The organism is Pseudomonas sp. REP124, from assembly GCF_020164475.1.
GTDB lineage: Bacteria > Pseudomonadota > Gammaproteobacteria > Pseudomonadales > Pseudomonadaceae > Aquipseudomonas.
The window spans coordinates 52,301-65,749 of record NZ_JAIQWX010000017.1 but is presented as its reverse complement, the minus strand read 5'-3'; the positions used below and the strand labels follow the sequence as shown (position 1 = coordinate 65,749).

The following is a 13,449-nucleotide window of genomic DNA, read 5'->3' as shown; positions in this document are numbered from 1 at the left end:
CTTCGCAGCCCAACGGGGGCAAGCCCCCTCGCCACAGGTATGTGTCTGCTTCAGATAATGTGTTCGCATCAGCTATGCACCGGTGGCAGGAGTCAAGGCCCCCTGATCAACCAATCAAGCAACAACCGGGTATCGCTGCGCGGCTCCGGGGTGCGGGCTGGGCGAGAGGGTTGGCGCTGGACCAGACTGGCGCAGAACACCGGCCGGTCCGGGTCGCCGTCGAGGAAGCTGACCAGCCCGTCGCTGCCCGCCAGTGGCATATGCGACGGGTCGAGCGGGGCGTCCGACGCGGCCAAGGCGACCGGGATCCAGACCCCGCCACCTGTCTGGGGATCGCTCTGCGGCGTGGGCCACAAGTTGACCTGCATCCGGCCCCGATCATCCAGCACCGTGGGCTCTCCGGCCACGCCGCACACCCGGGCGGGTTGATAGCCGGGAATGTTTGGCCGGCTGTGAACGTGCTCGGGACGAAACACCGTCGACCAGGGCATCGCGCTGAAGTGATTGCGATAACGCGGCAGCGGGACGGGCGCATCGGCCGCCGGACTCGAACCTTGATGCCGCGTCTGGGTCACCAGCCACTGATCGTTGAATGGCGAAAACGGGTGTTCGGCCACCTGTACGATCTGCGCACTGCGCAATTGCCCATGATTGCTCTGACCGTGGATCTGCACCTGCCGGCATCGCAGGCGCTCCAGCTGCCGTCGGGCGAGTTGCTCGCGGTGACGCTGTTCGATGCCGGGGCGCGGTAGCGGCGATTTCTTTGGATTGAAGGGGTGATTGGCCGCGCTGTCGTCACCGGCCTCGACACCGCGTTCTCGGCTCTCCGAGTGTGCTGGCCGGGCTTGTGCGTCATGACGCTGGAACAGTTCGCTGATGGTCGGCGGGCTGCCGACGACGGGCGCGTTATCGAATGCTATCAACAACGGTTCCTGGGGAAAGCTCAGGCAGTCGTCGGCGAACACCAGCACATGGCCTTCGCGCTCATGCTCGAAGTGATAGTGGATGCCTTCTTCCTCGCACAATCGGTGCAGCAGGGCCAGGTCGGTTTCCTCGTACTGAATGCAGAACGGTCGCAACGGATAGCTTCCGGTCGACAGTTCAAAGCGGTAGCCGCTGTCGGGCAAGCCGCGTTCCGCAAGCAACTGGCGAAGGATCATCGGCACGCTTTGGCGTTCGAAGACCCGTCGAGCCCTGTACGTATCGAGGGCCAGCAGTTCAGGCACCAGCACCAGTTTGTAGGCGACCTGATAAGGCCCGCGGTATTCACGGCTGACGCTGTGCAGCACACCGTGGAACCCGGCGCCGTGGCCCAGGTCCAGGTGCGCCGGCCGGTGCAGCAAGGGTTCCAGGGACATGGCTGGCGCCAGGCCCAGGGCTTCGATGTCGAAGCGGTAGGGTTGATTGAGGGCTTCATGCCCGTGAAATTGCAGCACCTGCAAACTCAGATCGTGGTCGAGGAGGGTCAGGGTGAAGGGGCTTTCCTTGTCGTTATACATCGAGCGCACTTCTGCTACGGAGGACGGGCGCAGAGGGTACGAAACCCCAGCGGGTTGTAGTCACCGCAAAGCGAAGATTCAGAAATGCCCTACAAGGCTTGTAGAACTTGTCGACAGGACGCGAGAATTTTTGGTCGATTGCCAACTTTAGGCCGTATAAACTTGCCGCCATGCGTCGGCCAATAGATGTTTCGGCGCCTCAAGACAAGAGAGTGAGTAATGGGCGCACAGTGGAAGGTTAAACACAAAGAAGCGGCAGCCAACGCCAAGGGCAAGATCTTCGGCAAACTGGTGAAGGAAATCACCATTGCTGCGCGCAACGGCGCCGATATCGCCACCAACGCACACCTGCGCCTGGTGGTTGAACAGGCCAAGAAGGCCTCGATGCCACGCGAGACCCTGGAGCGTGCGATCAAGAAGGGCTCCGGCCAGCTCGGCGAAACCGTGCAATACCATCGCGTGACCTACGAAGGTTTCGCTCCGCATCAGGTGCCGCTGATCGTTGAGTGCGTGACTGACAACATCAACCGTACCGTCGCTGAAATCCGCGTCGCCTTCCGCAAGGGCCAGTTGGGCGCTTCCGGTTCCGTGTCTTGGGACTTCAACCACGTCGGCATGATCGAAGCTTCGCCGGACACCCCGGACGCCGATCCGGAAATGGCCGCCATTGAAGCCGGTGCCCAGGATTTCGAACCGGGCGAAGAGGGCGCGACCCTGTTCCTGACCGATCCCACCGATCTGGATGCCGTACAGAAAGCCCTGCCTGAACAAGGTTTCACCGTACTGTCGGCCAAGCTGGGCTACCAGCCGAAGAACCCGGTCAGCGGCCTGAGCGACGAGCAGATGGCTGAAGTCGAGGCTTTCCTGGAAGGCCTGGATAACCACGACGACGTGCAGGACATGTTTGTCGGTCTGGCCGGTTAATCTGCTGATTCAGTAGACCGCCATCGCGAGCAGGCTCGCTCCCACATTGGACTGCATAGCTCGGTCAAACTGTGGGAGCGGCGGTGCGACGATTCGACTTGCTCGCGAAAGCGGTCTGTCAGTCGCTACACATATTGCCTGTGCCGCCGTCTTCGCGAGCAAGCCCGCTCCCACAGGGGTTATGCGCCGGACACAAAATCGGTGGCAACAACCCGGCCCTTGTGGGAGCGAGCCTGCTCGCGATTGACCGCGCAGCGGTCACAGATCATTCAACGCCCGAACGATCTCCTCGAACCCCGGTCGCGCCAGCACATCCGGCTGACAGCAGCGCTGCTGCAATCTCTCCAGTTCCGCACGCGTCTCATCGCTCAATCCAGCGTCGATCCGCTCCAGCAATTCCCCCAGCAAAACCCCAAACGCCCGCACCTCGATCCGTTGCAGCGCCCGGCTTTCAGGGGTGTCCTCTGTCGCGTGGAAAGACGCCGCGCCAAAGTCGCCCAGCAGGCAATCGCCCTGCGCGTTCCACAGGATGTTGTGACCATAGAGGTCGCCATGGGTGATGCCTTGCGCGTGCAAGTGCCCGGCCACCGACGCAATGCCACGGGCGATGCGCAGGGCGACATCGGCGCTGAAACGGGTGTCTTCGGCGTAGACGTCGCGGCTGCACGACGCAAGGCTCGGCAACCCGGCGAGGTTGTGGAACGAGGGCTCGATCAGTTGCATCACCAGCCCGGCGGTTTGCTGCGGATGATCGAAAATCTGCCCTTCGATGCGGATCAGATTAGGGTGCAGGCCGGCGCTGATGCAGGCGTTCATCTCGTGCAGGGGCGAACCGTCGCTGGTCATTTCGCCCTTGTAGAGTTTGACGGCGACGGCTGTGGCGGGTTGGCCCGATCTCGTCCACGTCGCGCGATGGATCACCCCCGAAGCGCCCTGGCCGAGTTGCTGCTCGAGTTGCAGTTCAGACCATGGAATCGGCGCTGTGGCCTGCAGTGCCGCTTCGTTTTCCAGCGGATTACCCGCGTAGGCTAGCCAGCACAAGCTCGGCAGCGAGAGCAGCCATTCAGGCAATTCAGTCAGCTGGTTGGCGGCGATGCGGATCAGTTCGAGCCTGTGGCAGTTGCGCAGGCTTTCGGGCAGGCAGGTCAGGCGGTTGCCCGCGAGCATGAGTTTTTGCAGGTGCGGGCGTTCACCCAGTTCGTTGGGCAGGGACTCGACGCAGTTATCGGTCAGTATCAGCCAGCGCAACAAAGGCGGCAGCGCTGCAGCAGGTACGTGTTCGATACGGTTGGCCTTGAAACCGACCATGGTCAGCGCCGCGCACTGGCCGATGCAGGCGGGCAGTTCGGTGAACTGGTTGTCCGAGCAGAACAACACGCGCAAGCGGGTCAGGCGGTGCAGGTCGTCCGGCAGGCTGCTCAAGGCATTGCCGCTGAGATTGAGCACTTCCAGGGAATCGGCCAGATCGAAGATTTCCCCGGGAAACTCGGTCAGGCCGCAGCTCAAATCCAGCCGCGTAACGCCCGCCAGCGATCCGGCGCGCAGTTGTTCAAGGGTGTGCATGAAGAGGGTTCGCCGTTGATCGAGGGAATGGGCGGCATGATAGCGGGAATGAGGGTGGCCGTCAGACCGCCTCCCGAACCTCCACCAACCGCCCCAACCGACTGCGAGTGCGCGCCAGGTCGATCGCCTCGCCATCCAGGCTTTCCCGCAGCGAACGCTGGCCCAGCAGGATCAGGTGCTTGTCCTGGTCGTACAGAACATCCACCAGATTGATGAAACGCTGCTGGGCGGCAATTGAGCAGTCGGCCAGGTTGGGCAGTTCGTCGATGATCCAGTGGTCGAAGCGCCGGCACAGTTCCAGATAATCCATCACCGCCGTGGGCTGGTCGCACAGGTCGCTGAAGGTGAAGCCGACGGTGCGCCCTTCACAGTAGCGGGCGGGCAGGTGGCGTGTGCCGACCGGCAGGGCGATGGCTGGCGCATCGACAACAGGTACGTTCGCGGCCTGACGCTGAGCCAGCGTGGCGGGCCACACGTACTGGCCCTGGGTAAACAGCTGCTGCGCGTGAGTCCTGGCCTGACTGCGGTAGTCATGGGGCCCCCCCACCTCCATCACCTGCATCCGCGCGTTGATCAGGTCGATCACCGGCTTGAACCGCGCGTGGTACAGCGGATTGGGCAGCAGGCCTTCCGGCGGGTAGTTGGAGGTGACCAGCAGCAGGATGCCGCGGCGAAACAAAGCCTTGAACAGCCGCGTGATCAACATCGCATCGCCGATGTCGTGGACATGGAATTCGTCGAAACACAGCACCCGGCAATCGTTGAGCAATTCATCGAGGGTGGTGGCCAGGGCGTCAGGCTGATCGCGATGATCGAACATGCCCTGGTGCAGGCGGGCAAAAAACTCGTGGAAGTGCAGGCGCTGTTTCTCCGCCAGGGGAACGGCCTGGAAAAAACCGTCCAGAAGCCAGCTTTTGCCCCGACCCACGGCGCCATGCAGATAGAGCCCCGGCAGGGTCTTCGCCCCGGCACCCAGCAGCGACGTCGCATGCTGGGCCATGCAATCGATCACCCGTTGCTGGCTGTGGCTCAAGGTGTAGCCCTGGGAATGGGCCTTGTGGTGAAAGTAGTCGTGAATGACCCGACCGCTTGCGGTGCCGGGTGCCGGGGTTGTCGACGCCTTGCCGAACAGGCGGCGCAACGATGGCCAGCGCGATGCAGGTCGCGAGCGGTTTGGCGGTGGTACAGCCAATGTGAGTTCACCCCGTTTTCGTCAAGCAGGCTCCCTGAGCTGCGGGGACATAGTGTAACCAGCAGGTTAATTTGCTTCCAGTTGTGTCAAAAGGACGTGGGCGTTACTGGACAAAATCCTGCGGCATGTACAGCTAATTGCACGTCACTTCGGTGAGACTTTCCGCAATAACTGCGCGAAGTCCCTGTGTTGCCATGGATCCAATTTCCGCAACATCGCTGGCGCTTTTCCGACCCGTTGCTAACCTCAGTCCTACAAGACACCCCGCAATAAGGAATGGGGCCGTGAAAGGACGTGTGGTGTTGGCAGCCTTGGGTGCAGGACTCGGTACGCTGGTGTCGGCCGCCGAACTTCAGGTTCAGGTGCGGGTCGACGTGCAGCGCGGCTGCCAATTGGTCGGACAACAACGCGAAGCCGGCATCGAACAACTGGGCGTGCTGGACTTCGGCAGCACCGCGCGCCTGGACAATCCCGGCGGGCCGCTGGGTGCGGCGCTCACCAACGGGCGCCTGCCGCGCCTCGAATGCAACCCCGATACACCCTATCAACTGCGCGTCGACGGCGGCCTGCATGGTGGCGTCGGCGATGTGCGTTACATGGCCGGTAGCGCCGAACACAGCAAACCCATTCCCTATCGGCTCTATCAGGACCCGGCGCGGCGCATTCCGCTGGCGGTGGACGTGCCGGTGAGCGGTCGGGTGCCGGACACCGGTACCGTGGATCTGCCGTTGTACGCCCGCATCGAACCGCTGGCGGAGATTCCCCGGGTCAGCGGCTATTCGGACCTGGTGAAGGTGACGGTCATCTGGTGAATACACAGGCAACCCGATGGATTCGGGTTGCGCAGGGAAGGGGGCGCCCGCGAGCGCCGCTTCAAACATCCTGAAGGAGTTGGGATTGGAGTGATGACGAGATTGTGCAAGGTGTTTGCCGCAGGCCTGCTGGCGCTGCTGGCCGGTAGCGCGCAAGCGGCGGTCAGCGGGCAGATCCACGCGCGGCTGACGCTCATTGCCGGCTGCGAAGTGACCAATGCCGGCAATCCCGACAGCCCGGTCAGCGCGCTCGGCACCCTGGATTTCGGTCAGCAGGGTCCGACATGGAGCGCCCCGATCAAGGCCAGCCTCGGCGATGAGGCCAGCGGCAAGTTGAACGTGGCCTGCAACCCTTCAGTCACCGGTTTCACCGTCTCCATCGACGGCGGCACCCACGGCGACGGTAACACCCGGCGCCTGAGCAACGGCCGCCTGACCATTCCCTATCAATTGTTCGTCGATGCCTCCGGCAGCCAGAGCTACAGCATCGGTCGACAACACAATTTCGCCGTCACCAGCGGGGCGCAGATACCGATTCCGGTATTCGGCTCGGTGGTGGCGAACACCCGCGCGTTACCGGCCGGGGTCTACACCGACACCCTGACGGTCACGCTGGACTGGTAACCCCGTAGAGGAAGGACACCATGCGTACGTGTGCATCAAGGATAGGTTTGTCATTGCTCGGCCTGGCGCTGGCGGGCGGTGTGCAGGCGGCGACAACGGTCACCGGGCAGATCACTTCCAGCCTGATCCTGATCAGCAGCTGCCAGGTCAACGGTGGCGGCGGCTCCACCAACCTGAACTTCGGTGCCTTGAATTTCGGCACCGCCAACAGCCTGTTCACCACTGCCACCGGACAGGTGCTGGGCGGTGGCGGCGGGGCGCTGTCGATTCTGTGCTCGGCCGGCACCACGCCGGCGGTGAAGATTCGCGCCGGCGCCAACGACGGCAAGTCGCCGGGCGGAACCCGGGCGTTGTTTGACGGGGTCGCCAACTACGTGCCCTACGATCTGTACACCGACGCCGGGCATTCGCAGCTGCTGGCCATCGACGGGGTGATCAACCTCGCCGCCAGCACCGGCGTGGCGCAGACCGTGAACATCTACGGCCAGGCGGTGGGCAAGGCCGGGCTGCCGGCGGGCACCTACACCGACACCATTTCCGTCGAACTGACGTTCTAGTGCGATGTTGCGCCAGGGCTGTTCGGCGCTGCTGCTCATATGCGCGGGCAGTACGCCTGTGCCGTTGACGGCGGCCACCAGCCAGAGCTTTCAGGTCAGTGCTACCGTGACCGCGGGGTGCCTGGTGGTGGGTGGGGTGTCCAGCTACGGCAGCCTGAATTTCGGCAGCCGCTCGGCGTTGGCCACAGGCACCGTGCAGGTGGCGCTGACCGGTGGCGTGCAGTTGCAATGCACGCCGGGGGTGACCCTGAACATGAGTGTCGATGGCGGGCAGTACAACAACGGTGGGCGCAACATGCAGCTCGGCACCGGCAGCAACCGGGTCGCGTATCAGCTGTTTCGCGATGCAGCGTTCAGCCAGAGCCTGGGGATCGGCCAGAGCGTGGCGGTGGCCTACAGCGATGCAAACAACATTCGCCTGCCGATTTACGGCCAGGTGCAGTTACCGGGCAATCAACCCGGGGGGACATACAGCGATGTGCTGCAGGTGCAGCTGTCGTGGTGACGGGATGAACGGATCATAAGGAGATGGTGGATGTATTTATCTTCGCTCATGCGTCATGGGCTTCTGGCCCTGCTGTGGCTGGGGGCGGCCAATGTGCAGGCGGCGAGTTCAGTGCTGATCTGGCCGATCGATCCGGTGCTGGAAGCCGATCAGCAGGCCAGCGCATTGTGGCTGGAGAACCGTGGCAACGAGACCGCCAATCTGCAGATCCGCGTGTTCGCGTGGAGCCAGAGCGGCTTCAGCGATCAGTACCAGAACCAGCGCGACGTGATCGGCAGTCCGCCGGTGGCGAAGATCGAGCCGGGGCAGAAACAGCTGGTGCGTCTCACGCGCACCAAGGAAATCCCGCCGGGGCAGGAACTGGCCTACCGCATCATCATCGATGAAATCCCGTCCGCGAAACCGCCTGCTGCGGACGACGGCAAGACTGCGGCGGCGATTCGCTTCCAGATGCGCTATTCGGTGCCGCTGTTTGCCTATGGCGCAGGGCTGTGGAGCAAGGAAGACACCACCCGTCCGCGCGATCCCAAGGGCATCGGCCTGCCGGACCTGAGCTGGCGCACGGTGGCGGTCGACGGCAAACCCTATGTGGAAGTGCGCAACCAGGGCGCGGTGCATGCGCGGCTGACCGACGTGGCGCTCAAACAGGGCGGGCAGAGCAAGCCGCTGGTGGAGGGGTTACTGGGCTATGTGCTGCCCGGCGCGATCATGCGCTGGCCGGCACCGGGCCCGGTGGCGGGCGAGTCGGGATTGCAGGTGCGGGTCAATGGGGCGGCGCAGGTGCAGAGTGTGGCGCCGGCGCGTTGACCTGTAGTGGGCTGAAAAAGGAGACAAGGTCCATTGATGGACAAAGCGGCAATGAGCCAGGGTCGGGCTCGCAGTTTCCGGTGTCCGTCTTGGGCCATGGGCTGTGTGTGTTGCCTGGTGGTCATTCATCAGGTGGAGGCCGGTGACCTGCCGCCTCCGCCCAGCGGCATGGAGGCTGTTGCCGATGCACAGTTGTTCCTGGAACTGGTGGTCAACCAGATGAACACCGGACGGGTCGTTGCGGTTGAGCAGCGCAACGGGCAGTTCTTCCTGTCTGCCAGCGTGTTGCGCGATACCGGCATGAAATTGCCCGAGGGCACAGGCGCCGAAGTCGGCCTCGATCAGGTGCCCGGCCTGCGTAGCGAGTACGACGGCAACGCCCAGCGTCTGCTGCTCGACGTGCCGCCGGACTGGTTGCCCGAACAGTTCGTCGGCCGTCGCGAAGCCTATCCGCGCACGCCGGCCCTGAGCAGCTTCGGCGCCTTGCTCAACTATGACCTGTACCTCAACGACACCGACGATGCCGGCACCTACCTGGCGGCATGGAACGAAGTACGACTGTTCGACAGCTGGGGCACGCTGTCCAACACCGGACAGTACCGCCGCACGCTGTCCGGGGAAGAGCTGGGCACGCTGAACAATCGCTACCTGCGCTACGACACCACCTGGCGTTTCTCCGATGACGACCGAATGCTGACCTATGAGGCCGGCGACCTGGTCAGCGGCGCCTTGCCCTGGAGCAGTTCGGTGCGTATCGGCGGGGTGCAGTTGTCGCGGGATTTCGGCGTGCGTCCGGATCTGGTCACCTATCCCTTGCCGCAGTTCGCCGGTGAAGCTGCCGTGCCGTCCTCGGTGGATCTGTTCATCAACGGCTACAAATCCAGCAGCGCCGAATTGCAGCCCGGTCCCTACACCCTGACCAACATTCCGTTCATCAACGGTGCTGGCGAAGCCGTGGTGGTGACCACCGATGCACTGGGGCGCCAGGTCTCCACCACCGTGCCGTTCTATGTCACCAGCAGCCTGCTGCAAAAAGGTCTGTCGGACTTTTCCGTGGCGGCCGGCACCCTGCGCCAGGACTACGGCCTGCGGGATTTCAGTTACGGCCCCGGCGTTACCTCCGGCAGCCTGCGCTATGGCCTCAGCGACAACTTCACCCTCGAAAGCCACGCCGAAGCCTCGGACTCCCTGGCCCTCGGCGGCGTCGGCGGCAACGTGCGCCTGGGCAATTTCGGCGTGCTCAACAGTGCCGTCAGCCAGAGCCGTTTCGACGGCGAAAGCGGGCAGCAACTGAGTCTCGGCTATCAGTACAGCAACCAGCGCTACAGCTTTTCGTATCAGCGCCTGCAACGCCGTGATCAATACGCGGACCTGACGCTGGTCGACACACCCTACGTGACCCTGAGCAAGCGCAGCGAACAGGCGACCCTGAGCGTCAACCTGAACGATTGGGGCAGCCTCGGTGCCGGCTATTTCGATGTGCGCGCGGCGGACGATTCACGCACCCGTCTGCTCAACCTGACGTGGAGCAAATCGTTGTGGCGCAGCACCAGTTTCTACCTGTCGGCCAACCGTGAAATCGGCGACAGCAACTGGGCGGTGCAGGCGCAACTGGTGATTCCGTTCGACCTACAGGGCAGCCTCGCGATCAGCAGCGAGCGCGGCAAGAACGGCGAGAGCCTGCAGCGGGTCAACTACAGCCGTGCCGTACCGACTCAGGGCGGGGTGGGCTTCAACCTTGGTTACGCCAAAGGGGACGGGCCGGATTATCGTCAGGCCGACCTGACCTGGCGCCTGCAATCGGTGCAATTGCAGGCCGGGGTCTACGGCACCAGCGAGGCCGAAACCCGTTGGGCCGACGCCAGCGGTTCGCTGGTGTGGATGGATCGACAGGTATTCGCCGCCAATCGCATCGATGATGCCTTTGTGGTGGTCAGCACCGATGGCTACGCCGACGTCCCGGTGCGCTACGAAAACCAGCCCGTCGGCCAGACCGATCGCAACGGCCACCTGCTGGTGCCGTGGAGCAGCGCCTACTACCGCGGCAAATACGAAATCGATCCACTGAACCTGCCGGCCAACGTGCGCAGTCCGAACGTCGAACAGCGCATCGCGGTGCGGCGTGGCAGTGGTTATCTGCTGGAGTTTCCGTTGAGCCGGGTGATTGCCGCGAGCATTGTTCTGGTGGATGCGCGGCAGCAGGAATTGCCTCTGGGCAGTGGCGTGATGCATGAGCAGAGCGGTACGCAGACCGTGGTGGGGTGGGACGGCCTGGTGTATCTGGAGAACCTGCAACAGCAGAACACTTTGCAGGTGACACTGGCCGATGGCAAAAGCTGCCGGGTGCAGTTTGACGTCGATACGAAACAGGAACAGATCCCGCTGATCGGGCCGTTGGTGTGTCAATGAAGGCTTTGAAGTTTTTGCTGCCGCTGGCGTTGGGGCTGCCGGGTTCGGCCTGGGCGTTGTGCTCGGTGGTCACCACTACGCCGGTGGGTTTTGGTTCGCTGAGTTCGATAGCCCTGCGCACCACGGCGCAGCCTGGTTCCACACTCAACGGGGGCTTGAGTTGCACCGGTTCGCTGTTGTCATTGCTGACTAACAATGATCACTTCTGGGCGACCGTGACCTCGACCCAAGGCGGATTGGTCGGCCCCACAGGAGACGTAATCGGCTACACGATCTACGCCAACAACAGCACCAGTTACCCGTTGACCCGCGGCATCGCATACGACTTCGCCCGCAACGGCATCATCGATGCGCTTGGTCTGCTCGGCGGCACGGTGCCGAAAACCGTACCGTTGTATTTCGGCACTACCATCGGCAGCAATGTCGCCGCCGGGGTCTACACCGAAACGTTGAGTATTTTCTGGAACTGGAATTACTGCTCGGGCATCGGTATCGGCGCTATCTGCATCGGACGCGACATCGCCAGCGGCACCACTTCGCTCACGGTCAACCTGACGGTGGCCAACGACTGCACCATCACCGCCCCGAACATCGCCTTTGGCAGTGCGCCAGTGGTCAGCGCCTTTGCGCCGGTGACCGGGCAGACCATCAACCTGGCGTGCACCAAGGGCAGTGCGTATACCGTCGGGTTGAGCGACGGGCAGAATCCGGTGAGCGTCGGCGGGCGTCGGCGCATGGTTTCCGGGAGTAATTATCTGGCCTACGACATTTTCAAAAGCGCCGGCACGACCCGCTGGGGCAGCGTCGGGGCTGCGCGTCGGGCGAGTTCGGATGCCGAGATCAATCCGGGGAACGGGTTGGGGACGGGAAGTCAGGTGTTCAATTACAACGCCAAAATCTACACCGATCAGACCACCCCGCCGGCGGGAACGTATCTGGACAGTGTGATTCTGGATGTGGGGTTTTAAGTCCGCACCCATTTCACGAGCCTGCCACGCCCCTTGTGGGAGCGGGCTTGCCCGCGATGGCGGCCTCACAGCCGACGCTTAAATCGCGGATCCACCCAGTTCAAAATGTGGGAGCGGGCTTGCTCGCGAAGGCGGCCCTAAAGCCGACTTGAATTATGCGAGTGTACCCAACCCATTTGTGGGAGCGAGCCTGCTCGCGATGAGTGTCCAGGCACCGCAGGCATTCAGGCAGCCAGCGCCATCGTTCACCACCATCGCGAGCAAGCTCGTTCCTACAGAGTGAGGCTACAGGGCTGTGGGCAAGGGCCTACAAAGTTGCCGGAATCGGCTGGCTTGTGGGGAATGGTGCTGCATTTTATCGTCTGGGTGTCGCAGCTTTTCGATATGGTGGCTGTACGTGGAAGGCCCTTGGGTCTGCCGGAATCTACCTTCCGGTTCGCTAATCTGCGTACAGCTGCCACCCTCATACCCCACATATCGATCGTTCCCACGCTCTGCGTGGGAACGATCATCGTAAGGGGAAAATTACCGCTCGATACTCCGATTCCAGCGCGCATTCCACTCCGGACGCTGCTGATTCACCTGATCCCAATCCACCGCAATCGCGGTCTGCAGATACTGTTTCATCGCCTCGACCTGCCCACGGGTACGGTCAGTAGTCGGCGTATTCGGGTTGGAAGGAATCTGGTCGCCATCTTCAAGCGCGGTCGCCTGGGCTTCCGGCGTCAACAGAAACGCAGCCAGTTTCTGCGCCAGTTCCGGCTGGGTGTTGTTGGCGATCGTGCATTCGGCGACGTTGAGAACCACCGCGCCTTCTTTGGGTTGCGCGTATTCCACCGGCATGCCCTTGAGTTTCAGGGCGGTGACCTGGGTCGGGGTCAGCGGGAAGAGGGCGGCTTCGTCGGTCTGGAGCATTTCCGAGATTTTCGCCGAGCTCGGAATGTACTCCAGCACGTTGCGCCCGATGCTGTTCGGCCAGGCCTTGAATCCCGGCTCGACGTCGGTTTCGCTGCCGCCCTGGATCCGGTTGAACATCAGGAAACCATGCAGGCCGAAAGTGGACGATGCCATCGACTGGAACACCACCTTGTCCTTGAAACGCGGGTCGGCCATGTCCATCCAGGAGGTCGGCGCGTTCCAGCCTTTTTCCTTGAACAGGCGGGTGTTGTAGGCCAGCCCGGTAACGCCGAGGCTGACAGCCACCGCCTCATCCTTGATCCGCCCCTTGGCCGGGATCTGCGCCAGGGTCGGGTTATCTTCGAGCTTGTCGCACAGACCCATGCCGATGGCGCGGTACATGATGCCGTCGTCGAGGAACATCACATGCATCTGCGGGTTGCCCTTGCTGGCCTGGACCTTGGCCAGGATGTCGGCGGAGGTGCCGGGCACGATCACCACTTTGACGTTGTTGGCCTTCTCGAACGCCGGCAGGACCTTGTCGGCATACAGCCGCTCCATGGTCCCGCCGTTCATGCCCAGGTACAGCGTCGGCTCGGCGTGGGCCTGGGTGACGGCGAGCAGGGCGCTCATGCAGGACAAACCGAGCAGAGCAGTGCGTTTGACGTTATTCATTGGCGCGACCTTCCTCT

General features: G+C 62.8%; 12 protein-coding genes. 8 read left to right on the top strand and 4 right to left on the bottom strand.

Annotated features, from left to right (window positions below):
• Positions 1-92 precede the first annotated feature (92 nt).
• Positions 93-1,499 carry a type VI secretion system Vgr family protein gene (locus K9857_RS06765; RefSeq protein ID WP_224534118.1) on the bottom strand — a complete coding sequence of 469 codons (1,407 nt, stop codon included), beginning with the start codon at positions 1,497-1,499 and terminating at the stop codon, positions 93-95.
• 219 nt (positions 1,500-1,718) lie between these two features.
• Here K9857_RS06765 and K9857_RS06760 point away from each other — a divergent pair, with 219 nt between their 5' ends.
• A complete protein-coding gene (locus tag K9857_RS06760) occupies positions 1,719-2,423 on the top strand; it encodes a YebC/PmpR family DNA-binding transcriptional regulator (RefSeq protein ID WP_224534117.1) in 705 nt (234 codons plus the stop codon).
• 258 nt (positions 2,424-2,681) lie between these two features.
• Here the strand turns inward: K9857_RS06760 and K9857_RS06755 are convergent, their stop codons facing one another.
• Both K9857_RS06755 and zapE read right to left on the bottom strand, forming a co-directional pair.
• Entirely contained in the window at positions 2,682-3,986 is a 1,305-nt protein-coding gene (locus K9857_RS06755; protein ID WP_224534116.1) for a protein kinase, read from the bottom strand.
• Positions 3,987-4,047: 61 nt separating this feature from the next.
• Positions 4,048-5,178 (bottom strand): cell division protein ZapE, encoded by a 1,131-nt coding sequence (zapE, locus tag K9857_RS06750; protein ID WP_224534115.1) that lies wholly within the window; start codon positions 5,176-5,178, stop codon positions 4,048-4,050.
• A gap of 284 nt (positions 5,179-5,462) precedes the next feature.
• On the opposite strand from zapE, the gene K9857_RS06745 reads away from it, so the two are divergent.
• The 7 genes from K9857_RS06745 to K9857_RS06715 all read left to right on the top strand — a co-directional run bounded on the left by K9857_RS06745 (position 5,463) and on the right by K9857_RS06715 (position 11,860).
• Positions 5,463-5,990 carry a spore coat U domain-containing protein gene (locus tag K9857_RS06745; protein WP_224534114.1) on the top strand — a complete coding sequence of 176 codons (528 nt, stop codon included), beginning with the start codon at positions 5,463-5,465 and terminating at the stop codon, positions 5,988-5,990.
• 93 nt (positions 5,991-6,083) lie between these two features.
• Positions 6,084-6,614: a spore coat U domain-containing protein gene (locus K9857_RS06740; protein WP_224534113.1), complete on the top strand. Its 531-nt coding sequence runs from the start codon at positions 6,084-6,086 to the stop codon at positions 6,612-6,614.
• A 20-nt stretch (positions 6,615-6,634) separates the two neighbouring features.
• Positions 6,635-7,171, top strand: a complete 537-nt coding sequence (locus tag K9857_RS06735) for a spore coat U domain-containing protein (protein ID WP_224534112.1) — start codon at positions 6,635-6,637, stop codon at positions 7,169-7,171.
• A 4-nt stretch (positions 7,172-7,175) separates the two neighbouring features.
• Positions 7,176-7,676: a spore coat U domain-containing protein gene (locus K9857_RS06730; protein ID WP_224534111.1), complete on the top strand. Its 501-nt coding sequence runs from the start codon at positions 7,176-7,178 to the stop codon at positions 7,674-7,676.
• A 30-nt stretch (positions 7,677-7,706) separates the two neighbouring features.
• A complete protein-coding gene (locus K9857_RS06725) occupies positions 7,707-8,483 on the top strand; it encodes a molecular chaperone (protein ID WP_224534110.1) in 777 nt (258 codons plus the stop codon).
• Between the two features lie 51 nt (positions 8,484-8,534).
• Complete coding sequence (locus K9857_RS06720; protein WP_224534119.1) at positions 8,535-10,892, top strand: fimbria/pilus outer membrane usher protein; 2,358 nt, start codon at positions 8,535-8,537, stop codon at positions 10,890-10,892.
• Positions 10,889-11,860 (top strand): spore coat protein U domain-containing protein, encoded by a 972-nt coding sequence (locus K9857_RS06715; protein WP_224534109.1) that lies wholly within the window; start codon positions 10,889-10,891, stop codon positions 11,858-11,860. Before K9857_RS06720 ends, K9857_RS06715 begins: the two co-directional genes overlap by 4 nt.
• 525 nt (positions 11,861-12,385) lie before the next feature.
• Here the strand turns inward: K9857_RS06715 and K9857_RS06710 are convergent.
• Positions 12,386-13,432: an ABC transporter substrate-binding protein gene (locus K9857_RS06710; RefSeq protein WP_224534108.1), complete on the bottom strand. Its 1,047-nt coding sequence runs from the start codon at positions 13,430-13,432 to the stop codon at positions 12,386-12,388.
• Positions 13,433-13,449 lie beyond the last annotated feature (17 nt).